This is a genomic window from Alkalidesulfovibrio alkalitolerans DSM 16529, assembly GCF_000422245.1.
Lineage (GTDB): Bacteria > Desulfobacterota > Desulfovibrionia > Desulfovibrionales > Desulfovibrionaceae > Alkalidesulfovibrio > Alkalidesulfovibrio alkalitolerans.
Genome location: NZ_ATHI01000001.1, coordinates 125043 through 147262, shown reverse-complemented (window position 1 = coordinate 147262; position 22220 = coordinate 125043). Strand labels below are relative to the sequence as shown.

Annotated in this window: 21 protein-coding genes; 16 read left to right on the top strand and 5 right to left on the bottom strand. The window is 62.8% G+C overall.

The features are described 5' to 3' along the window. Positions 1 to 151 precede the first annotated feature (151 nt). Positions 152 to 526 carry a flagellar protein FlaG gene (locus DSAT_RS14670; RefSeq protein WP_020885645.1) on the bottom strand — a complete coding sequence of 125 codons (375 nt, stop codon included), beginning with the start codon at positions 524 to 526 and terminating at the stop codon, positions 152 to 154. Positions 527 to 850: 324 nt separating this feature from the next. Between DSAT_RS14670 and DSAT_RS00685 the strand changes: the two genes are divergently transcribed. Next, positions 851 to 1753, top strand: a complete 903-nt coding sequence (locus tag DSAT_RS00685) for a flagellin N-terminal helical domain-containing protein (protein WP_020885644.1) — start codon at positions 851 to 853, stop codon at positions 1751 to 1753. 348 nt (positions 1754 to 2101) lie between these two features. On the opposite strand, the gene rnc is transcribed toward DSAT_RS00685, so the two are convergent. Together rnc and DSAT_RS00675 are read right to left on the bottom strand one after the other, a co-directional pair. Beyond that, positions 2102 to 2839 carry a ribonuclease III gene (gene rnc / locus DSAT_RS00680; protein WP_020885643.1) on the bottom strand — a complete coding sequence of 246 codons (738 nt, stop codon included), beginning with the start codon at positions 2837 to 2839 and terminating at the stop codon, positions 2102 to 2104. Positions 2840 to 2928: 89 nt separating this feature from the next. Continuing rightward, positions 2929 to 3753 carry a LexA family transcriptional regulator gene (locus DSAT_RS00675; RefSeq protein WP_020885642.1) on the bottom strand — a complete coding sequence of 275 codons (825 nt, stop codon included), beginning with the start codon at positions 3751 to 3753 and terminating at the stop codon, positions 2929 to 2931. 220 nt (positions 3754 to 3973) lie between these two features. Between DSAT_RS00675 and DSAT_RS00670 the strand changes: the two genes are divergently transcribed. Beyond that, the gene (locus tag DSAT_RS00670) at positions 3974 to 4651 is read left to right on the top strand and encodes a LexA family transcriptional regulator (protein ID WP_020885641.1); all 678 of its coding nucleotides are present in this window, start codon (positions 3974 to 3976) and stop codon (positions 4649 to 4651) included. An 11-nt stretch (positions 4652 to 4662) separates the two neighbouring features. Here the strand turns inward: DSAT_RS00670 and DSAT_RS00665 are convergent, their stop codons facing one another. Next, positions 4663 to 4923 carry a helix-turn-helix domain-containing protein gene (locus DSAT_RS00665; RefSeq protein WP_020885640.1) on the bottom strand — a complete coding sequence of 87 codons (261 nt, stop codon included), beginning with the start codon at positions 4921 to 4923 and terminating at the stop codon, positions 4663 to 4665. Between the two features lie 380 nt (positions 4924 to 5303). Here DSAT_RS00665 and DSAT_RS00660 point away from each other — a divergent pair, with 380 nt between their 5' ends. The 4 genes from DSAT_RS00660 to DSAT_RS00645 all read left to right on the top strand — a co-directional run bounded on the left by DSAT_RS00660 (position 5304) and on the right by DSAT_RS00645 (position 8803). Beyond that, positions 5304 to 5987, top strand: coding sequence for a LexA family transcriptional regulator (locus tag DSAT_RS00660; protein ID WP_020885639.1), 684 nt, complete (start codon positions 5304 to 5306; stop codon positions 5985 to 5987). A 275-nt stretch (positions 5988 to 6262) separates the two neighbouring features. Next, positions 6263 to 7129 (top strand): 3-methyl-2-oxobutanoate hydroxymethyltransferase, encoded by an 867-nt coding sequence (panB, locus tag DSAT_RS00655; protein ID WP_020885638.1) that lies wholly within the window; start codon positions 6263 to 6265, stop codon positions 7127 to 7129. Positions 7130 to 7139: 10 nt separating this feature from the next. After that, positions 7140 to 8096, top strand: a complete 957-nt coding sequence (locus DSAT_RS00650; RefSeq protein ID WP_020885637.1) for a nucleoside recognition domain-containing protein — start codon at positions 7140 to 7142, stop codon at positions 8094 to 8096. A gap of 14 nt (positions 8097 to 8110) precedes the next feature. Continuing rightward, positions 8111 to 8803, top strand: a complete 693-nt coding sequence (locus DSAT_RS00645) for an aspartate/glutamate racemase family protein (RefSeq protein ID WP_020885636.1) — start codon at positions 8111 to 8113, stop codon at positions 8801 to 8803. A 1-nt stretch (position 8804) separates the two neighbouring features. Here the strand turns inward: DSAT_RS00645 and DSAT_RS15250 are convergent, their stop codons facing one another. Continuing rightward, positions 8805 to 10013, bottom strand: a complete 1209-nt coding sequence (locus DSAT_RS15250; protein WP_020885635.1) for a hypothetical protein — start codon at positions 10011 to 10013, stop codon at positions 8805 to 8807. A gap of 181 nt (positions 10014 to 10194) precedes the next feature. Here DSAT_RS15250 and DSAT_RS00635 point away from each other — a divergent pair, with 181 nt between their 5' ends. The 10 genes from DSAT_RS00635 (at position 10195) to DSAT_RS00595 (ending at position 22089) form a co-directional block, all read left to right on the top strand. Continuing rightward, complete coding sequence (locus DSAT_RS00635; RefSeq protein ID WP_020885634.1) at positions 10195 to 10854, top strand: DNA alkylation repair protein; 660 nt, start codon at positions 10195 to 10197, stop codon at positions 10852 to 10854. A gap of 10 nt (positions 10855 to 10864) precedes the next feature. Further along, the gene (locus tag DSAT_RS15035) at positions 10865 to 11155 is read left to right on the top strand and encodes a S24 family peptidase (protein ID WP_328285308.1); all 291 of its coding nucleotides are present in this window, start codon (positions 10865 to 10867) and stop codon (positions 11153 to 11155) included. 239 nt (positions 11156 to 11394) lie between these two features. Next, on the top strand, positions 11395 to 12324 hold the full coding sequence (locus DSAT_RS00630; protein WP_020885633.1) for an LAPAL motif-containing putative phage structural protein: 930 nt from the start codon (positions 11395 to 11397) through the stop codon (positions 12322 to 12324). Between the two features lie 421 nt (positions 12325 to 12745). After that, on the top strand, positions 12746 to 16237 hold the full coding sequence (dnaE, locus tag DSAT_RS00625) for a DNA polymerase III subunit alpha (RefSeq protein ID WP_020885632.1): 3492 nt from the start codon (positions 12746 to 12748) through the stop codon (positions 16235 to 16237). Between the two features lie 158 nt (positions 16238 to 16395). Then, positions 16396 to 16785, top strand: coding sequence for a 6-carboxytetrahydropterin synthase QueD (gene queD, locus DSAT_RS00620; RefSeq protein ID WP_020885631.1), 390 nt, complete (start codon positions 16396 to 16398; stop codon positions 16783 to 16785). Then, entirely contained in the window at positions 16782 to 17246 is a 465-nt protein-coding gene (gene dtd / locus DSAT_RS00615) for a D-aminoacyl-tRNA deacylase (protein WP_020885630.1), read from the top strand. Before queD ends, dtd begins: the two co-directional genes overlap by 4 nt. 85 nt (positions 17247 to 17331) lie before the next feature. Then, positions 17332 to 18471 carry a PP2C family protein-serine/threonine phosphatase gene (locus tag DSAT_RS00610; RefSeq protein ID WP_020885629.1) on the top strand — a complete coding sequence of 380 codons (1140 nt, stop codon included), beginning with the start codon at positions 17332 to 17334 and terminating at the stop codon, positions 18469 to 18471. Then, on the top strand, positions 18464 to 18904 hold the full coding sequence (locus tag DSAT_RS00605; RefSeq protein ID WP_020885628.1) for an ATP-binding protein: 441 nt from the start codon (positions 18464 to 18466) through the stop codon (positions 18902 to 18904). The genes DSAT_RS00610 and DSAT_RS00605 overlap by 8 nt, the downstream gene beginning before the upstream one ends. A gap of 3 nt (positions 18905 to 18907) precedes the next feature. Beyond that, entirely contained in the window at positions 18908 to 20635 is a 1728-nt protein-coding gene (locus DSAT_RS00600; protein WP_020885627.1) for a CgeB family protein, read from the top strand. A gap of 26 nt (positions 20636 to 20661) precedes the next feature. Next, the gene (locus tag DSAT_RS00595) at positions 20662 to 22089 is read left to right on the top strand and encodes a glycosyltransferase family 9 protein (protein ID WP_020885626.1); all 1428 of its coding nucleotides are present in this window, start codon (positions 20662 to 20664) and stop codon (positions 22087 to 22089) included. Positions 22090 to 22220 lie beyond the last annotated feature (131 nt).

Sequence of the window (22220 nt, the reverse complement as noted above, 5' to 3'; positions counted from 1 at the left end):
CTTGCAGACCGCTTACGCTTCATGCCACAGGCCGCTGAAAAGGTGGCAGACGCAAGGCGCGAGAGCCGGTCAAGGCCGACGCGTATTCCCGATACGCGAGGGTTTGACCGGCTCGAAGCAACGCCGCAGATGCCGCCTTTTCAGCGGCCTGTCAGGACATTTTGTCGAGAAAGCCCCTGGCCATCTCGCGCACGGAACGCGCCAACTTCAGGATATCGTCGGGCGGCAGCTTGCGGACGACCTTGCCCGATTCGGGATCCACAATCTCCACCTGCACGGTGTCCGACGCCTCGTCCACGTGATATTTGAGCTTCAGGCCGCGCTCGGCCAGCGCCTCTTCGAGCTTCTTTCCGGCCGCGTCCAGAATTTCCTTGTCCTTGCGCAGGCTGTCGTCGGTTTTGCGCTCAAATGCTCGCTCAACCAGATCGACCGGCTCACCGCCCCCTTGACGCGCGCCACCGGTGTCCTTGCGAACGCGTCCCTCGGCGAGCGACGCGAGCTGCGTGGTGATGTGTTCGATGTGCATGGCTCCCTCCATGGAGTCCCTCGAAAACGGAGTTCGTCAGCAGTCTGGCGCCCCCTTGCCGGCCACTTTTCACCCCTTCCGTCATTGATATCGGTCAACCGCCTCCCGGACTTTAGGCCGCCCCATTTTTTCCGCCTCAGGGCCGGTCAAAAGCCTGACCAGCCTCGCACCGAGGGCTCCTTTAGCCGGGAAAAAAATGCCGCAGAACCTTTTTTGAAAACATATCCCGCCGACATGCTTTGAAAAAAAACATTTGGCACCGTGGTTGCTTTGCGCTCGGCAAACCCCAAGGAACGGCAGGATGTAGACAAGGAGGTTTCTACAATGTCTCTCGTCATCAACCATAACTTAATGTCCATGAACGCTGCCCGAAACCTGAACTCGGCGTACGGCAACCTCGGCGTCTCGGTCAGGCGGCTGTCTTCGGGCCTGCGCATCGGCACGGCGGCCGACGACGCGGCTGGCCTTGCGATCCGCGAACTCATGCGCGCGGACATCGCCACCATCAACCAGGGCGTGCGCAACGCCATGGACGCGATTTCCATGATCCAGACCGCGGACGGCGCGCTCGGCGTCATCGACGAAAAACTGATCCGCATGAAGGAGCTCGCAGAGCAGGCGGCCACGGGCACCTACAACTCGGATCAGCGTCTCATCATCGACTCCGAGTACCAGGCCATGGCCTCGGAAATCCAGCGCATCGCCAACGCCACGGACTTCAACGGCATCTATCTGCTGAACGGACAGTTGAGCGCCGAGGAGCACGACGGCACCGGCCTCGTTTCCACCGGCAAGATCAAGATCCACTTCGGCACCGGCAACGACTCGTCCTCGGACTACTACTACATCCAGATCGGCAACTCGACCGCCTCGGCCCTGGGCGTCGGCCTCATGTCCGGCGGCGGCGCGAACGGCGCGGGCCGGTCCATCTCCACGCAGGCGATGGCCCAGCAGGCCCTGGCCCAGATCCAGCAGGCCATCATCTCCAAGGACAAGATCCGCGCCAACCTCGGCTCCATGCAGAACCGGCTGGAGAACACCATCACCAACCTGCAGATCCAGGCCGAGAACCTGCAAGCCTCGGAATCGCGCATCTCCGACGTGGACGTGGCCACCGAGATGACCGAATTCGTGCGCCAGCAGATCCTTTCGCAGGCGGCCGTGGCCATGCTCGCGCAGGCCAACAGCCTGCCCAGGATGGCCATGCAGCTCATCGGCGGCGGCTAGACCGGCGCTTAAGGAGATGCATTTCAGGAGGCTCCGCGCGGAGCCTCCTCCATGCACGGCGACGAGAGGCGACAACCTCATCCCCGGGGGACGCGCCATCACGCGGCCGGGCCGTTCTCAAGCGAGGCGGTCCGGCCTTTTCAGGCCGCTTAAAAGACGCCATCTGCCGCGTTGCCGCGAAAGCGCCGACCCCTCGTGTATATCTTTATACACGTCGGGCCCGGCGTTTTCTTGCGCCTTGCATCTACCACCTTTTGAGCGGCCTGCGGGGCGAGGCATGAAAATCCCACGCAGCAAGATTGGGGAAACGTGTCCTTTGCCGCGTTGCGCGAGCAGTCTTTTCGCTTTTCAGGATCGATCGTTGTTCGCGGGGACGAGGGCGTCAAGCGCCTGTTCGGCGGCGCCTTGCTCCGCCTTTTTCTTGCTCGCGCCCTGGGCTCGGAACTCGCGGCCGTCGGGCAGCCGGACGACAATCTCGTAGATCTTGGCGTGGTCGGGGCCGTGCATCCCGGCCGGCGCGTACTCGGGGCGGGCCTTGAAGAGTTGTTGCGTGACTTCCTGCAGGCGGGTCTTGGGATCCTTGACTTTCGGCAGGTCGGGGCTTTCGGGCCAGTGCTCGGCCATTATGCGATGCACGCAGCGCATCGCGGCGGCGAACCCGCCGTCCATGTAGACGGCGCCGATGACTGCCTCCAGGGCGTCGGCCAAGAGCGCGTCGCGCTGCCTGCCCCCTTGCGCCTCTTCTCCCCTGCCGAGCAGGATATGCGCGGGCAATCCCAGTTCGCGTGCCACCTCGGCCAGACTCTGCTCGCGCACCATTCGCGCCCGCAGCCGCGTCAGTTCGCCCTCGCGCTCCACGGGGAAGCGCCTGAACAACTCGTCGGAAACGACCAGTTCCACCACCGCGTCGCCCAGAAATTCAAGGCGCTCATTGCTCTCGGCCTGGCCGCCGTTCTCGTTGACGTGGGAGGAGTGGGTCAGGGCGAGCACGAGAAGCTCGCGCCGGGCGAATGAGTGTCCCAGAACGCTTTCGAGCGTGCTGAGGGACGTTTGGGGGCGCTGTGTCTGTTCGGCTGTCTCGGACATGGGGCTCACCTCGTGAAGCCACAGCCTTGTCGCCGATTTTTCCCCTTCTGGCAACAATCCCGGCGGTTGTCGACGACTTCACGCGCTTCTCAGCCCAGGTCACGCGCGGCCCACAGCACCCGCGCCAGCACCATCGGCTCTGCGGCGGGCCAGGGCACCTCGCGCGGAGGCACGGACGGATTGTCCGAAGCCAGGACCAGACTGCCGGGCAGGCGATCGAGGCGCTTGATCACGACTTCCGCGCCGATGGCCAGGGCATAGATACCGCCGGGCACGACCTCGGTCCGCGAGCGGTCGAGGAGAAGCAGGCTCTTGTGGGCGATGGTTGGCTCCATGTGCGTCCCTTGCATCTCCATGACCACCATGCCGCGCACCTGCCCCCTGGCCGTAAGCCAGAAATGCTGAAAAGCCACGCCGGGCTGGCTTTCATCCTTTTCGAGGAGCGCCGAGCCAGGATGCAGACGGGGCAAAACGCGCGGCAACACCACGAGTTGGCCCGCCTCGTATACCGCTTTCGGCGCGAAGCCGTCGTCGGCCGGAGGCTCGCGGCTGGCAGTCCTCTCACCGAGCGGCCGCGCATATCCATCCAGACTGACGATCGTCGGCGGCGGAGGGCTCTTCTCGTCGGGCAGCCGCATCTCGCCCAGGCCATAGAACAGCCAATCCAGCGACACGCCTCGCCCCTCCGAGACCAGAAGCAGCCAATTGAGCGGCACCTGACGGCGCTTGCGCGCGGCCGACACCGCCTGGTGTTTGATACCCAGGGTCTTGGCCAGTTCCGCCGCCGACCCGGCCTCCACGGCCTGCATCAGACGCTGGAATCGTTCCGCGAACAGTTCGTCGCCCATCTCGCCATACGGGAAAAAAGGTTCCTCCAGGGATACGGCCCCGAATCCGATGTCATGCCGCGCCATTCACTTCCCCTTTTCAATATCAGTCAGCGCACAGAATGCGCAATAGGTTAATTTATTTTGCATTCGTGTCAACATATATTGCATAAGCCAAACCTGTCCTTGGTCCTTCGCCTCATCCTGCCAGAATCCATGAAGACCTTGCAATTTCGTATTGCTTTGCCGTGTCCGGTGGCGTAGATTGAATTGACCGATTTAAGCCTTTAACGGTAGGAGATAATAGATGAATCAGGCAGGGAGCGCGTTGCGAGACGCCGAAGAGTTCAATGATATATACCTTCGCGTTCTCGAGGCTGCCGGAGCCCAGACCCAACAGGATCTGGCGGAACGCCTGGGAATTCGTCAATCCAGCGTCTCCGACGCCAAGAAAAAGAAGCGCGTACCTGCTTCCTGGATTCTCTCGCTGTGCCTGGAGGCGGGCTACAATCCGCGCTGGCTCCTGTCCGGAGAGCCTCCCCGACGCCTGACAGCCCCGGACGCGGGCGACGCTCTGGACTCCTCCGAGGGGTTGACCATCGTGGCTGTCAACGCTCCGACGCCATCACGCGGTGCCAACGGAGCGTGGACCGCGCCGGAAACGGATCGCATCTGCATCCCGTCCAGCTATCGCCGCCCCGGCCTGCTCGTTTTCACAGCCACGGACGACAGTCTGTCTCCGGTCATCAGGCGGGGTGCTTACGTCGGCGTCGAAACGCGGCGCAGGAACATCGCCGAGGGCGACGTTCACGCCGTGCTCCTGCCCGAGGTGGGACTCGTTTTCCGGCGGGTCTTCGTGGATATCGGACGCGGGGCGCTTCGGCTCCAGGGCGAGGGCAAGGGCGTCTTCGACCTGCATTTGCCGTTGGACAGAAAGGACGAACGACTCGTGGGCCGCGTGGCCTGGACCATGCAAGAAATATAGCCGGTGCACGGCTACTTCCGGCGCTTGCGCGGCCTTCCGGGGGGACGGACACTTGGCGCGGGCAGAAGGCGCGCGGGCACGCCGATGTCACGCAACTGCTCGATGCGCCGCGCCGGGGCGCGCTGCCCTTGAAAGATGCGGGTGATCATGGACGGATGCACGCCGATCTCCTCGGCCAGAACCCTTTGGCTGAACCCCTTGGCAGCCATCCATTCCTTGAGCAGCCTGACCCTGCGTTCAGGCTCACGCGCCCTGCCTTCTCGTCGCGGCATCTTCCCTCCAGGCGCCATCTCGATTTATTCGATACCTGCATATCGACTTTTTTCTCATTTGCAAACACATATCCGGCCCACCAGAGGGCATCGCCCCTTTGCAACCATTGTCGCGCAAATTATCCGTTGCCACGTTCATATTCCGGGCGTACAGAATGATTATTGACCCTCATAACCATCCTTCAGGGCGGCACGAACGCGCGCAAACCCCTCTGCTCGCTGAATGCAAACAGCCGCAATGGAGCCGCAATGGGATGACACATGGGAGGACCGACTCGGGGATAATGGGTTGACTTTTTTAGTCATCAGGCGTAGCCCCACGAAACCGTTGCATTTTTAGTCAACGTGATTATAATTTTACGCCATACGCGAGGTGACATATGAACTTCGACAACGTCCTCGAACGCATCAAGAAGGCCACCGGCGCACGTACGCAGGTGGAACTGGCCAGCATCCTTTCCATCAGGCAGTCTTCCATTTCCGACGCCAAGCGCCGCAATTCCGTGCCGGCGGACTGGTACCTGAAGCTCTACCGCAGCCACGGCCTGAATCCGGACTGGCTTTCCGACGGCATCGAGCCCATGTATCTCAAGCCCGGCATGGCCGAATCCTCGGCCAACTTCCAGGGCGCTGCCGAGGCCTCGGCGGCCTACGGCAAGACCCCCTCTCGCAGCCGCGTGGTCAACGTCTCCTCCATGGCCGGACTCGTCACGGACCAGGGCGGCTGGCAGCCCGACTTCGTGAGCCAGCTCTCCATCCCCGAGACGCTGCACAAGCCCTCCATCCTGGTGGTGCGCGTGGACGGCGCGGGCATGGAGCCGCTCATCCGCCGGGGCGCTTACGTGGGACTGGACAGCGACCGCACCCGCGTACGTTCGGGCGAGATTTACGGCATCCACGTGCCCCACGAGGGGCTCGTGCTCAAGCGCGTCTTCTTCGACGCGGACAACGACCGCTTCCTTTTGCGCAGCGAAAACCCCGAGCATCCGGAACAGTCCGTGCCCACCTCCACCGCCGAGGACAAGATTGTCGGCCGCGTGGTCTGGCTGCTCCAGGAATTCTAGAACCTTCCACGACGCGCGCGATCTACGGCCGCGAGCCCCTGTCAGGGGTTCGCGGCCGTGGCTGCTTTCGAACTCCTGCATCCAGGCTGCTCAAAAAGACCCAGATGCAAGGCGCTAGAAAAGCTCAAGGCCGAAGCGTAGTTTGACCTGCGCGAGGGGCTGAACTTTTCGCGGCAGCACAGTAGATGGGACTTTTTCAGCAGCCTGGGCCGCGTCTTTTCTTGCGCCATGTCCTACGCTATGATCCCATGCCTTACCCCGGCAAGGAGGACCACATGACCAAACCCCTCACCGCTCCCGACATCCGCGCCATGAAGGGCAGACAGCGCATCGTGGTGCTCACGGCCCACGACGCCCCCACGACCCGCCTCGCCGAGGAGGGTGGCGCGGACGTCGTGCTCGTCGGCGACTCCCTGGCCATGGTCGTGCTCGGCCACGAGGATACCCTTTCCATAACCATGGAAGAGATGTTGCACCATGTGAAAGCCGTGACGCGTACGGCAGCACGCGCCCTGGTGGTCGCGGACATGCCCTTCGGCTCCTACCAGGAATCCCCGGTCCAGGCCGTGCGAAACGCCGTGCGCTTCGTCTCGGAGGGCGGCGCGCGGGCCGTGAAGATCGAGGGCGCACGCCACATGGAGGCCGTGCGCGCGATCATCGACGCCGGAGTGCCGGTCATGGGCCACGTGGGCCTCACGCCGCAGCGCCTGGCCGAGATCGGCAGCTTCACGGTCCAAGGCAAGAGTGTTCCGGCCGCGGCCGCCATCCTGTCCGAGGCCAAGGCCCTGGCCAAGGCCGGGTGCTTCTCCGTGGTCCTCGAATGCCTGCCCTCGCCCCTGGCCGCGCGCGTCACGCGCGCCGTGTCCGCGCCCACCATCGGCATCGGTGCCGGGCCGGACTGCGACGGCCAGGTTCTCGTTTCCTACGACGTGCTCGGGCTTCAGGAACGCCTCGCGCCGCGTTTCGTCAAACGCTACGCCTCCCTGGCCCGCGAGGCCGCGGCAGCGCTTGCGGCCTACTCCGGGGAGGTCCGCGCCGGGACATTCCCCGCGCCCGAGCATGGCTACGGCCTGCCCGGCGGCCTGAGTGAGGACGACCTCGACCGCCTGCTCGAGGAAACGCTCGCCCGCGACGAGGACTGATCAAGGCCCGATGGACATCGATCTTCTGTGGTCCGCGCTGGTCCTGCCACTGCTGCGCCTGACACTGGCCATCTCCATGGGGCTCATCGTGGGCAACCTCATCGAGGCGCTCAACTGGACCCATACCATGGCCCGCCTGGCCTCGCCGCTCATCCGCATGGCCAGACTCAAGGACGTCTCCGGCGCGAGCTTCTCCATGGCCTTCTTTTCCAGCATCACGGCCAACACCATGCTCGCCGAAGCCCACGACAAGGGCGAGATGAGCCGCCGCGAACTGGTTCTGGCGAACCTTTTCAACGCGCTGCCCACCTATCTTTTGCATCTTCCCACCGTCTACTTCCTTACCGTGCCCTATATCGGCGACGCGGCCGCAGTGTACGTGGGGCTCTCCCTGCTCGCGGCCGCGTTGCGCACCCTGTTCATCATCGCGCTCGGCCGCCTGACCCTGCCGCCCATTCCCGAGGGCTGCGTGGTCTGCCGCCTGCAAGAGAACGGCTTCAAGGGCTTTCGGGCCGCCTTTCGGCTCGCGCTCAAGCGCTTCCGTACCCGGCTGCCCAAAATCCTCTACATCACCGTGCCCATCTACGTGGCCATCCACTTCGCCGCCCGCCACGGCCTGTTCGCGCGCCTGGAGCAGTTCATGGCGCAAAACGTGGGCGAGTTGTCCTGGCTGCCCGCCTCGGCCCTGCCCATCGTCATCTTCCAGATGGCATCGGAATTCACGGCCGGGCTGGCCGCCGCCGGCGCGCTCATCACCACGGGCGGACTCGAACCGCGCTTCGTCATCCTGGCCTTGCTCGTGGGCAACATCCTCTCCTCGCCCATGCGCGCCTTCCGCCACCAGTTTCCGTCCTACGCGGGCATCTTCTCCCCGGCCCTGGCCCTTCGCCTCATCGTCTACAACCAGGCCCTGCGCGTGGGCGGCATGATCGTCGTGACCTACGGCTACTGGCTGTGGGCCTTCTGAAAAAGGAGCATCGCATGCGCACCCTGGGCATTCTCGGCGGCATGAGCCACGAATCCACCCTCGAATACTACCGCCGCCTGAACCGCGACGTGGCCGCGCGCATGGGCGGCCTGCACTCGGCCCCCCTGCTCATCCACTCCTTCGACTTCGCCGGGATCGCGGCCCTGCTGGAGGCGGAGCGATGGGACGCCCTGGGCGAGACGCTCGGCCAGGCAGCGCTGAACCTGGCGCGAGCCGGGGCGCAGGGCATGGTCATCGCCACCAACACCATGCACCTCGTGGCCGACGAGGTGGCCCGCGTCTCGGGCCTGCCCGTGCTGCACATCGCCAAGGCCACGGGCGCGGCCGCGCGCCGGGCCGGGTGTTCGCGCGTGGGGCTCCTTGGCACCCGCTTCACCATGGAGACGGGCGTGTACGCCGACGTCCTGAAGGCCGATTTCGGCCTCTCCACCCTGATCCCGGATGAGCCGGACCGGGCCTTCGTGCACGAGGCCATCTTCGGCGAACTCGTGCGCGGCGTCTTCGCGGACTCGACACGGGCGCGTTTTCGCGAGATCATGGCGCGGCTGGCCGAGGCCGGGGCCGAGGGCGTGATCCTCGGCTGCACCGAGATCCCGCTGCTCATCGGCCCGGACGACGCGGCCATGCCCCTGTTCGACACCACTGCCCTGCACTGCGACATGGCCGTGGACTGGATGCTGTCCTGACCTAACAGCCCTTGTGAAAGGAACATTCTTTTAAGAGCTTATCTTCTAATCCATCTAAATATTCTTTTGTCAACGATTTGCGCGTCCGGACAGGAACATGAGTATCAATTATTTGCACTATAGAATCATAATAAACTTTATCCAATTTCTCCATCATTAAAGAGTTGTTAAACAAAAATTGCGGCTGGATAAAATTCTTTTTTTTACACACATCAATACGCTCATAGCTTACCATTTCGCAAATTTCTTTAATAAATTCTTCTCCTGTGCAAATAGTTGCCACCGTGACCTCATCAGGGGATGAAAATGTTAGCAACATCTCTGGCATTCTAGCAAGCAAGATATCCCATGCTGTTGCTTGAAGATTATGCTTGAGATTTATAATGTTAATATTTTTGTCAAAATATTTTATTGATCGTCCTGTCCTTGATGAAAAATACAGAGCGGACAACACAATCTCCCGCGCAAACAACAAGCCAAATTCTTCTATCATGAATTCATAGACTGCCTGAATCTTTCCGCTGTCTTCTATCCTACGATCATATTTTATGAGAACCATTTTTAACAATACAAGATACGTAACATTGGGCATTATGCTCATCTCATGCTGTTGCGCATCAGCGAAATTATCAATATAATTTTTCGCAACTTGCTCTAGCGAGGAGCACATCTTATTTTTGCATAACTCCGCAACAAGTCGCGGGTCTTCTTGAATTTCATAATCGCTAACAAACTTTTCTTTGTCCATAACTTGAATTTTGAGCAACGCCATATAAGATTTTAGAGCAAATTGTTTAAAATCTTTTACTTCTTGCTTATGAAAGCTCTCATAAAAATAAAATACTGGACTAAAGTCATAATTTAAATTAACGTGTACCTCTTTTATAAAGAGAAAAATAGAATAGTAAAAATCTTTATGTAGAGTTTTCTCAACAAATTGTTGCAAATATGAAACAAGATTTGAATCTAGCATAACAGTAGGGACCAATCGCACTTCTTCTGGAAATGGATTCTTAATATATGCAATTTTTTTTCCTTTAAATCCATCTACGTTATACAATTTGCCTATTCTGCCAGCATTAAACATAGGAGAGATGGGCTTCACATTTGGTTCACCATCGACTACTATCAAAATAGAATACCCATCAAACCCTTCCAGCTCTTTTTTATTAATAAAATCGGTGAGTTTTCGCGCTTCAGGCGTTGGCATGGAACACCCCCAATAATTTTTCTATTATGCCATAACCTACATGGCTAACCTTATAGTTATTCTTTGTCATTCGCCAGATATTATAACAAGACATTGCAATTCAGTCCTGCTTGATTAAGGACCACGGCTTTATTGGCAATACCACGCAATCCCGATAGACTCTTCACCAAGGAGATTATCCGTGAACCGCGCCGAAGAGATCGTCGCCAGACTGCGCAGCCTGGGCGACGAGAAGAACCGTGAGGGCATGGCCCGGTACGGCATCAACACCGCCCGCGCCTGCGGCGTGCCCGTGCGGGTCATCCGCGGCCTGGCCATGCAGGTGCACCGCGACCACGCCCTGGCCCAGGATCTCTGGAAGACCGGCCTGCACGAGGCCCGCATCCTGGCCACGGTCATCGCCGATCCGGCCCGGACCGCCGACCCGCTCCTGGAGGCCTGGGCCGCGGACATCGACTCCTGGGACCTCTGCGACCAGTTCTGCCAGAACCTCGTCTGGCGCACCCGCTACGCCTGGACCAAGGCCGAGGAGTGGACCGACCGGCCCGAAGAGTTCGTGCGCCGCGCCGCCTTCGTCACCCAGGCCGTCCTGGCCAGGAAGGAGCACGACGCCCTGCCCGCCCAGTTCCTCTCCTTTTTGCCCCTCATCCGCCGCGCCGCCGGGGACGAGCGCCGCATCGTGCGCAAGGCCGTGGCCTGGGCGCTGAAGAACGTCGGGCAGCGTTCGGACGACCTGCGCCAAGCCGCCCTGGCCCTGGCCGACGAGCTCGCCGCCTCGGCGGACAAGCACGCCGCGTCCGTGGGCAAGGAAGCCAAACGGAAAATCGTGAAGGGGAAATAGCCCGCGCGAGATGGTCCTCATGCGAGTCATGGGCGATAGCATGGAGCCAGAGATCAAGAATGCTGACGTCGTCCTGATAGATCAAAGCCAGAGGCAGCTAGGCCACGGCCAAGTCTTCGCCGTCGGTGTCGAGGATCTCGTCTATCTAAAAATAATAGACACACTGTCTGGAAAGCTGTTGCTAAAGAGCTTCAACCCGGCCTACCCCCATAGAAATCGACGCCAAGGGCGACCTCGGCGACGGCGTCAGGATAATCGGCCATGTGATCTGGGTGGGAAGGGAACTGCGCTAGAAAAATAAGGATGGTAACCGTGTGTAATGGCGGTGAAAATTTATATTCCAAGAGATGTTTCGCGCGTTACACTCGTACATTTGGGCTCGCTGAATACTAAGATATAGATTATGTAGCGACCAGGACTAGAGAGAATAGTGCCTTCAAAATGATTCATCAACGAGACTATTTGCCTTGGGAAAATTGAACGGTGGTTGTTTTAGTAAAACTGCAAGCGTTGAGGAACCATCGCTTAAAAGAGACGTAGATGAGTAGTAAAGCGAATTTTTATGTACTCTATGATGGCCCAGCCTTGGCCAATCACGAAATGGATGTCCGAGACCTTGCCCCGGCCCTCTTGGCGCTTTCAGATGTTCTGGAAGGTGCGAACGAAGTGCTCAATGGCGACCGGGCGTCCATCAGCGTCAGTGTCCGTGCCTCCTTCGAGCGGGGTTCATTTGGCATTGAACTTAGCACAGTACAAAGCATATGGGGTAGTCTAGGGGGATTGCTGTCTTCATCGGATGTTGTGACCGCAAAAACGCTTTTAGAGGTACTGGGATTATTGGGAGGCGTTTATGCCTTATTCAAGGACGGACTAATCGGATTCATTAAGTGGGTCCGAGGGCGTCGGATCACAAAGGTTGAGCCACTCCAGGATGGAAACGTCAAGATCATCATCGAAGATGAAAGTACAGTCATCTCAAGGACGTTACTCAAGCTCTACCAAGATGTAAGAGTGCGCAAAGGACTTGAAAATTCAATCAGCAAGCCCCTTGAACGCAACGGTGTGGAGCTATTCGCAGCACGGGCGACGCCAGGGACTGAGTCTGTTTTTGTGAGCAAAGAGGAGGCTCATCACTTTAAGTTTCCTGTGCAAGAGGATGTCTTGCTTTCCGAGGATATCAGGACAACAAATCTTCAACTTAAGAGTATCAAGTTCAAGGAGGGAAACAAGTGGGAATTTTACGATGGTGCCTCTGAGTATTCAGCCAGCATCGCTGACCAAAATTTCTTGAGAAAGATCGATGAAAACCAATTAGCTTTTGCAAAAAACGACATTCTTGTTGCCGAGGTTTTGGAACGCCAATACCACACTGACAAGGGCCTGAAGACAGAGCGCACTATCTTGAAGATCAAAGACCACATCCCTGCTGCTCGCCAGATAAGGCTTCCATTTGGCGACACGAAAGAGTAAAATAATAAATACTAGACTAGCTGGACGCGCGTTCTCGTGAAAACATTTTCTCATGTTGGCTGCAAAAAACGTAGATTTTTAGCTAAAATTCTCAAGTTGGCATTCGTGCCTATTCATTTTCGTGCGTGCCCGCAAACCAGCGTCAGTCGCGCATCTGGCTCATATCAAGCCTCACGCGCTCCCCGGATTCCTTAGTTCTCATCTTGCCTGACCCACCATAGCCCCGCTCCAATGGACGGCGGGTCCGGCGCTTTCGCAGACGCGGATGACGACTTGCGGCCCGGGCTCCGGGGCAGGTCTTCCATGGCCGCCAGGGGCATCTCCCGGCAGGCTTCCCCTTCGCCTCCGGATGGGGTAGCGTGTCCGCCACGAGGCCATCCCATCTGGCCTCGAAAACGAATCATTCCCACAGGTTGACCGAATGTCCACGTTTGTCCATCTGCACTGCCACACCGAGTATTCGCTCCTCGACGGGGCGATCCGCGTCGGCGACCTCTGCGCCCGCGCCATCGACTACGGCATGCCCGCCTGCGCCATCACCGACCACGGCAACATGCACGGCGCGCTCGACTTCTACCTCACGGCCAAGAAGTATGGGCTCAAACCCATCCTGGGCTGCGAGGTCTACGTGGCCAACGGCTCGCGCTTCGAGAAGAAGGCTGCGTCGCAGCGCGAGGCGGGCTTTCACCTCGTGCTGCTGGCCCAGAACCTGAGCGGCTACAAGAACCTGCTCAAGCTCGTGACCTCGGGCTACCGCGAGGGCTTCCACTACAAGCCGCGCGTGGACCACGAGCTTCTGGCCGCGCACAACGAGGGCCTCATCGCGCTCTCCGCCTGCCTCGCGGGCGAGATCCCCAGGGCCATCATCGGCAGCGGCATGGACGAGGCCCGCCGCCTGACAGAACTCTATGCCTCGCTCTTCCCTGGCCGCTTCTACCTGGAGCTTCAGTCCAACGGCATCGCCGAGCAGCACACGGTCAACGACCGGCTCCTGGAACTGGCCGAGGGCCTCTCGCTGCCGCTGGTGGCGACCAACGATTGCCACTACCTGAACGCCGACGACGTGAACGCCCACGACGTGCTCCTGTGCATCCAGACCGCGGCCCAGGTGGACGACCCAAAGCGCATGCGCTTTGGCACCAACGACCTGTATTTCCGGCCGCCCGAGGAGATGGAGAAGGAGTTCGCCCACTGCCCCGAGGCCGTGGCCAACACCGTGCGCATCGCCGAGCAGTGCGAGGTGGAACTGGACCTGAAGAGCCTGCACTTCCCGGTCTACGACCTGCCCGAGGGCATGACCCTGGAGGCCGAATTCCGCCGCCTCTCCGAGGAAGGGCTGAAGAAGCGGCTGGCCCTGATCCCGGCCGAGCGCCACGAGGAGTATTGGGCCAGGCTCAAACACGAACTCGACGTCATCTGCGAGATGCAGTTCCCGGCCTACTTTCTGATCGTGCAGGACTTCATCAACTGGGCCAAGGACAACGGCATCCCCGTGGGGCCGGGGCGCGGCTCGGCCGCCGGAAGCCTGGTGGCCTACGCCCTGCGCATCACCAACATCGACCCCTTGCCCTACAACCTGCTCTTCGAACGCTTCCTGAACGTGGAGCGCGTCTCCATGCCGGACATCGACATCGACTTCTGCGAACGCCGCCGCCTGGAGGTCATCCGCGACTACGTCTGCAAGAAGTACGGCGACGATTCCGTGGCCCAGATCACGACCTTCGGAAAGATGAAGGCCAAGGCGGCGGTGCGCGACGTGGCCCGGGCCATGGGCTTCTCCTTCGCCGAGGCCAACCGCATCGCCAAGCTCATCCCCGAAGAGCTGAAGATGACCATCGACAAGGCCCTGGACAAGGAACCGGAGCTGAAGACGCTCTACGAGACGGACGAGCGTGTGCACGAGCTCCTGGACGTCTCGCGCCGCCTGGAGGGGCTTTGCCGCCACGCCTCGGTGCACGCGGCGGGCGTGGTCATCTCGGACAAGCCCATGGTCGAGTACCTGCCGCTGTACACGGGAAAGAACGGGGAAATCGTCACCCAGTTCGACATGAAGAAGGTGGAGAAGGTCGGCCTGGTCAAATTCGACTTTTTGGGCCTTCGGACCATGACCGTGATCCAGGACACCCTGGACAACATCGCGCGCCAGGGAAAGGCCCCGCCCGACCTGGACACCCTGCCCCTGGACGACCCCGCGACCTACGAACTGTATGCGCGCGGCGACACGGACGGCGTCTTCCAGGTGGAGTCGCAGGGCATGCGCAAATACTTGATGAAGCTGCGCCCGACCTGCTTCGAAGACCTCATCGCCATGCTCGCCCTGTACCGGCCGGGTCCGCTCGGCTCGGGCATGGTGGACCAGTTCATCGACCGCAAGCACGGCCGCATCCCGGTCGAATACCCGCACCCCTCCCTGGAGGAAACGCTTCGCCCCACCTACGGCGTCATGGTCTACCAGGAGCAGGTCATGAAGACCGCCCAGGTCATCGCCAACTACTCCCTGGGCGAGGGCGACCTCTTGCGCCGGGCCATGGGCAAAAAGATCGCCGAAGAGATGGCCGCGCAGCGCGAGCGCTTCCTTTCTGGCGCGCGCGAGAACGAAATCTCCGAGGCCACGGCCAACGAAATATTCGACCTCATGGAGAAGTTCGCGGAATACGGCTTCAACAAGTCGCACTCCGCGGCCTACGCCCTCATCTCCTACCACACGGCCTGGCTCAAGGCGCACTACCCGCGCGAGTTCATGGCCGCCCTGATGACCTCGGAAATCGAGGATCAGGACAAGATCCTCAAGTACATCAACGCCTGCCGCGACATGGACATCCGCGTGCTCGGCCCCGACATCAACAAGAGCCTGTACGCCTTCGGCGTGGAGACGCTGCCCGAGGGCGGCGCGGCCGTGCGCTACGGCCTTGGCGGCGTGAAGAACGTGGGTCAGGAGGCCATCCGCGACATCATCGAGCACCGGGAGGCGGACGGCCCCTTCACCTCCATGCTCGACCTGTGCAGCCGCGCGAACCTGCGCAAGACCACCAAGCGAGTGCTCGAACACCTCGTCAAGTCCGGCGCGCTGGACTGCTTCGGGGCCACACGCGCGGCCATGTTCGCGGGACTCGAACGGGTCCACGGCCAGGGCAACAAGCGCCAGAAGGACAAGGAATCCGGCCAGATGTCGCTAATGGGACTCTTGAGCGAGAAGCCCGCCTGCCTGCCGGGCCTCGGCCTTTCCTGCGAGGAGCAGACCCTGGCCGAATGGGAGGACGAGGAGAAGCTGCGCTTCGAGAAGGACGCGCTCGGACTCTACCTCTCCTCGCACCCGCTGCTCGCCTGGCGAAACGAGATCAGGCGGCTGCGCCTGGCCACCTTGGCCGAATGCGCGGAAATGGGGGCCGAAACAGAGGTCGAGACGGCCGTGGTCATCGCGGGCAAGCAGGAGCGCTTCACCAAGAAGGGCGACAAAATGGCCATCTGTCAGGTGGAGGACCTGACCGGCTCGTGCGAGATGCTGGTCTTTCCCCGGGCCTTCGAGACCATGCGCGAGCTTCTGGACACGGACCAGCCGCTGAAGATCACGGCCAGGATCGCCCCGGCCGAGGAGGACGCGGCCGAGGACGCGCCCAAGAAGGCCAAGCTCTTCGCGGAAAAGGCCCAACTCCTCTCCGAGGTCCAGGCCGGGGCCGAGGAGCCCTGCCGCCTCGTGCTCTCCATCCCGGAGGAACGGCTCGACGCGCTCGCGGAGCTTAAGGACATCCTGGCCCGCCACCCGGGCCTGGCCGAGATCCACGTGACCCTTGTGCTGCCCGAGGTCTCGTGCCACCTGAAACTCGACACACGTTTTCGCGTCTCGCCGGGGCCGCAGTTCCAGAAGGACATCGACGCCTGGATGAAAACCCTGGCCGCCTCCGACGCGGCCTGAGAATGTTGACAAACCCTGTTTTCAGGCTGCTCAATAAGGCTCAGATGCAAGGCGCACAAAACATTCAAGGCCGACGCGCATAACAATCGCGAGGGTTTGAACGTTTCACAGCAACGCGGCAGATGGGACTTTTTCCGCGGCCCAAAAGGAGATTCGCCATGCCGGGACGCTGGCTGATCGGTGTGACCCTTGATTTCTCTGCCTCGCACTGCCTGCGCAACTACGGCGGTAAATGCGAGGCCCTGCACGGCCACAACTTCTCGGTCACGGTGGAGGTGGAGGGCCGCGACCCCGACCCGGCCACGGGGCTGGTGCTCGATTTCAAGATACTCAAGACCGAGACCAAGGCCGTGCTCGAAACCCTGGACCACGCGCACCTGAACGACACGCCGCCCTTTCGCGACGTCAACCCGTCGAGCGAGCACATCGCGCGCCACGTCTTCCGGCTGCTTGCCGAGCGCCTCTCTCCCTATCCCGTGCGGCTGAAGAGGGTGCAGGTGGCTGAAAAACCCGGCCAGTGGGCCGTGTACCTGGAGGACGAGCCATGAGGATCCTCGCGCAGCGCGTGAGAAACGCCCGCGTGCGCGTGGACGGCGCGGTGGTCGGCGAAATCGGTCCCGGCCTGCTGTGCCTAGTGGGCTTCGGCCGCGAGGATGGCCCCGATCTGCCGACCCTGCCGCGCTGGTCCAAGATGCTCGACAAGCTCTGCGGGCTTCGCGTCTTCGCCGACAAGGACGGCAAGATCAACCTTTCCGTAGCCGACATCGGCGGCTCCGTCCTGGCCGTGTCGCAGTTCACGCTCTACGCCGACTGCGCCAAGGGGCTCCGACCCTCGTTTCACCTCGCCGCGCCCCCGGACGTCGCGCAAGTCCTCTACGAGCGGCTGCTCGCGGATCTGAACGCACGGCTGCCCGGCCGGATCGCGGCCGGAGTTTTCGGCGCGCACATGGACGTGGAACTGACCAACCACGGCCCGGTCACGATCCTTCTCGACGACGCGGGGATGTGACGGTGCCCGGGTGCGGCGACTTTACCAAAATCCCGCCTTGGCCTACCATGCCTCGCATGCCGCGCCCAAGGAACGCCCGCCCGCGATGAACGCCGAACCCGTCACCGTCCTCGTGGTGGACGACACCACGCCCATCAGGAATCTTCTGCGCCGCATCCTTGAAGAGGATTATGCGGTGCATACCGCGCCGGACGGCGAAACCGCGCTTTCGGCCTTCGCCCGCAACCGTCCCGAGATCGTCATCCTCGACGTGAACATGCCTGGCCTCTCGGGTCTTGAGGTGGTGAGCGAACTGAGGCGGCGCGGCGAGGACGAGGCCGTGGTCATCATGCTCACAGCCTCGGACGACCAGGCGCTCAAGGCCGAGGCCCTGAACCTGGGGGCCAACGATTTCCTGACCAAGCCCTTCCACAAGGGCGAACTCCTGGCCCGCGTGGGCGCGGCCGCGCGCCAAGTGCTGCTGATGCGCGAATTGCGGGCCGCGCACGAGCGTACCGCCCTGGAACTGTCGCGCATCGCCGCCTTACAGCGGCGCATGCTGCCCGAAACGCCGCCAAGGCTGCCGGGGGGGCTTTCGAGCGAAGTCCTGCACCGCGCCTCGGCCTTGGCCAGCGGCGACTATTTCGACTGCGTCCCGCTCGGCGAGGACCGCGTGCGCTGCATCGTGGCCGACGTTTCGGGCCACGGCGCGCGCGCAGCCTTCCTCATGGCCGTGGTGCGCACCCTGTTCCACGCCGCCTGGGCCGACGGACTGGCTCTGGACGTCCTGGCCGGACGCATCAATCGGCATCTTCTGGACCTGCGCGGCGACGGCGACTTCGCCACCCTCTTCGCCGCCGACCTGGACTGCGCGAACCGCCTCCTGACCTACGTGAACTGCGGCCACCCGCCCGCGCTGCTCGCCCGCGAAGGCGAGGAGCCGCTGCTCCTCGAAGCGACCATGCCCCTGCTCGGAGTCATGGATTGCAATGCCTCGCTGGGCCATGCCGAATTGACCGAGCGCTTCGGCCTCTTTGCCTTCACCGACGGCCTCTTCGAATGGCGCGACGAGTCGGGTGGCGTCTTCGGCCTGCCGCGCTTCCTCGATCTGGTCGGTGAGCGCCTGACATTTTCCGGCCCCTTCCTGGCCCCCCTGGCCGAGAGTTTGGACGCGCTTTCCAAGGGCGATACTGCGGAAAGAGACGACCTGACCGCCCTATGGCTTTCGCGGAGTCCCCATGCTTGAGTTCCGCCTCGAAACCCTGGCCACGGCCCCTGCCGCCTGCCGCCTGGCCAAGGCCGCCGTGGCCATCCTGGCCGACTCCCTGGCCGACTGCGAGATCGTGCATGACTTCGATCTGGCGCTGACCGAGGCCTGCGCCAACGCTGTGCGGCACGCCTACAGACCCGGCGCGCCCGGCACGCTGCAAATTGTGCTACGCCTCTTCCCAGAAGAGGCCGTGGAGGCGCTGGTCATCGACCACGGCCAGGGGCCGCCCGAAGATTTCGGCAGCGCGCCGCCGCCCGGCCCAGGGGAGGAAGGCGGCCGGGGCCTGATCATCATCGAGCGGCTCATGGACCGCATGCGCCTTGTGCGCGAAAACGGAACGACGATCCTCTCCATCGGCAAGAACGTCGGCCCCGGCCATTGGATCGCGGGCCGCTCATCCACCTGCTGAGCCATGTCCGGAAACGACGCGTCTCCCCCTCCCTATCTGGTCGAACCCCTCTTCACCGACGCCTCCAGGCAGCCGGACGGCCGCCCCGACGACCTGCAACTCACCGTGCAGGGCAAGGTCTGGCGCATGCTCGGCCGCGCCGGGGCACAGACCGAGACGCGCGGGGCCGAGGAATTCCTGCGCGCCGGACGGGGCCTGCCCGTGCTGCTCGGCGCGGGCCTTGGCCACGCCCTGAAGCTGCTCTTGGCCGAGCACGACGGCCCAGTGGCCGTGATCGACAAGGAAACGACCATCGCCGAGGCCTCGGGCGCGCGTGCCCTGCTCGACGGCCAGCCCGAAGGCCGAGTGCTGTGGATCGCCGAGGAGGACCGCGAGGCCGCGCTGGCCGCGCTGACGCGCTTTCAGTCCGCGCACGGCGGCTTGCCCTTCGCGCCCATCGTCCACCCGCTCTACGCCAGGCTCGACCGCGACTATTACGGCGCCCTGCGCGAAGCGCTTTTGGCCAGCAGCAAGGCCGACTTCTGGGGCCGGGCGCGCTACGCCAAATTCAAGGGCGATCTGCCCCGCGTGCTGCTCATCACCAGCCAGTATTTCCTCATGGGCGAGATCGTCGCGGCCTGCGAACGGCTCGGCGCGCCGCATCGCCTGCTCTCCCTGGAGGCCAGGGAGATGGGCCGCACCGAATTCGTGCAGGCCCTGCTCACGGCCGTGGTGGAATTCAAGCCGGACTTCGTCTTCACCGTGAACCACCTCGGCGTGGACCGCGAAGGCGTGCTGACCGAGCTTCTGGCCCGCCTGGAGCTGCCCCTGGCCTCGTGGTTCGTGGACAACCCCCACCTCATCCTCTACATCTACGATCGCCTGAACTCGCCCTACACGGCCATCTTCACCTGGGACGCGGACAACCTGGGTTCGCTCAAGGCCATGGGCTTTCCCCACGTGCGCTACCTGCCCCTGGCCACGGACGCGCTGCGCTTTCGGCCCGGCGCGCCCGGCCTGCCCCAGTGGCGCTCGCGCGTCTCCTTCGTGGGCAACTCCATGGTCACCAAGGTGGCCAAGCGGCTTACCGCGGCCGAACCCACGCCGCGCCTCGCGGCCGCCTACCCCGAGATCGCCAGGGGCTTTTCCGAAAGCAGCGAGCGCTCGGTGCGCGCCTATCTGGAGCACGCCCACCCCGACCTCGCGCCCGATTTCGCCGCGCTGTCCACGGTCGAACGCCGCCTGGCCTTCGAGACGCTCGTGACCTGGGAGGCCACGCGCCAATACCGCCTGGGCTGCATCCAGGCCACCCTGCCCTTCTCCCCGCTCATCGCGGGCGACCCGGCCTGGAAGGAGCTTCTGCCCGACGAGGGCCGCGCCTGGCGCTGGATCGGCGAGCTTTCCTACTACGACGACCTGCCGGGCTTCTATCCGCAGGCCGAGGTCAACTTCAACTGCACGAGCAAGCAGATGAAGGGCGCGGTCAACCAGCGCGTCTTCGACGTGCCCGCGGCCGGGGCCTTCCTGGTCACGGACCACCGCGAGCAGATCGAGGAGCTCTTCAGGCCCGGCACCGAGGTCGTGTGCTACCACGAGCCCGCCGAGGCCGAGGACCTGATCCGCTACCACCTCGCCCACCCGGCCACGCGCGAACGCGTGACGCGGGCCGCGCGCGAGCGCATCCTGGCCGAGCACACCTATGACATCCGCCTGCGCGAACTCTTCGCGGCCATGCGCGAGATTTACGGCTGACCGGGTATGAACGGGGACCACGGGCCGTGAAGAATCCCATCTGCATCCTGCAAATGCAGCGCATGGGCGACCTCGTCCTGACCTTTCCGCTCATCCTGTGGCTGCACCGCCTCTACCCCGGCCGCGAGATCTGGGTCGTGGGCGAGGAGAGCTTCTTCTCGGCCATCTACCACGTCTCGCCCCAGGCCGTATTTTTCCCCTGGAGCGCGGCCCCTCGCCTGAAAACCCGGCGCTTCGAGGCGGTCGTCAACCTGAGCCACCGCGACGAGGCCGCGATCCTGGCCGGGAGCCTGGACACGGAAACCGTGATCGGCCCCTACCTGGACAAGAACGCCGTGCGCCGCATCCGGGGAGATTTCCAACTCTACCGGGCCTCGCTCACCGGCTGCAACCGCCACAACCGCTTCCACTGGGCCGAATTGAACGCCCTGGACCTCGTGCCGCTGTCCCTGATCGCGGCCACGCGGCCCGATCCGCCCCGCCGCCTGCCGCCGGAGAAGCGGACCGTGGGGCTGTTCGTGGGCGCGTCCGAAGCGGCCAAGCGGCCCGCCCCGGCCTTCTTCGGGCAACTCGCCGTGGAGTGTCTCAAACGGGGGCTGCGGCCCGTGCTCCTGGGCGGCCCCGGCGAAAAGGATCTGGCCGCCGAGGCCATGCGGACGGCCAGAGAGCGGGCGCGCGGGCCCGTGCGCATCCTGAATCTGGCGGGCAAGCTCTCCCTGAAGGAATTCATCGCCGTGGGCCAGACCATGGCCCTGCTCGTGACGCCGGACACCGGCCCCATGCATCTCGCGGCCTGGACCGGCCTTTCCTGCCTGAACCTTTCCCTGGGCAACGTGCACCCCTGGGAGACCGGGCCGTATCAGCCCGGACACCACGTCCTGCGCTCCTCGGTCTCCTGCTCGGGCTGCTGGTCCTGCGAGCGCGAAAGCCATCTCTGCCACGCGGCCGCCAGCCCACGCCGGGTAGCGCTTCTGGCCGACCACCTCACGGCCGCGCCGTCCGCCAGGACCGCGCGGCTGCGCACGCCCGGAGCGCGGCTCTTGCGCACCGGCAAGAGCCCCCTTGGTCTGTATGCGCTCTCCCCGGCCACGCGAGAGACGGGCCGCGCGGTCTTTGCCCGCGACCTGAGCGGCGAATTCTGGCAGGCCTATTTCGGAGCCCGCCTTGGCCTGTGGGACGAGGCCCCGGCGCTTGCTGCGGCCACGCGGCTGCGCGAGGATGCGCCGCATCTCGCCGAGGTGCTCGGCCGGGCCATGCCGCGCTTCGCGCGAAACCTGGGGCAGGGGCTTCGGGGAACCATGCCCGACGATTTCTGGCGGGCGCAGATTCCGTTCCTGCGCCCCCTGGCGAGCTGGCTGCACATGGCCCTGGCCAACGACGACTTCTCGGCGAAGGCACGGCGCAAGGCGCTTTCGGACGCCGAGGCCTGTCTTTCTTTTCTTCTCCACCGTTGAGCCTGGCGATCGTACTGGCAGACAGCGGTACGCTCGTATGCCCCCGCAGGTCGTTCTGTGCTTGACGCGGGCCGCAATCTCTCCCAAAGATGTCCCTGCGCCGCGCCCCGACCCCCTGCGCCGCATTGCCC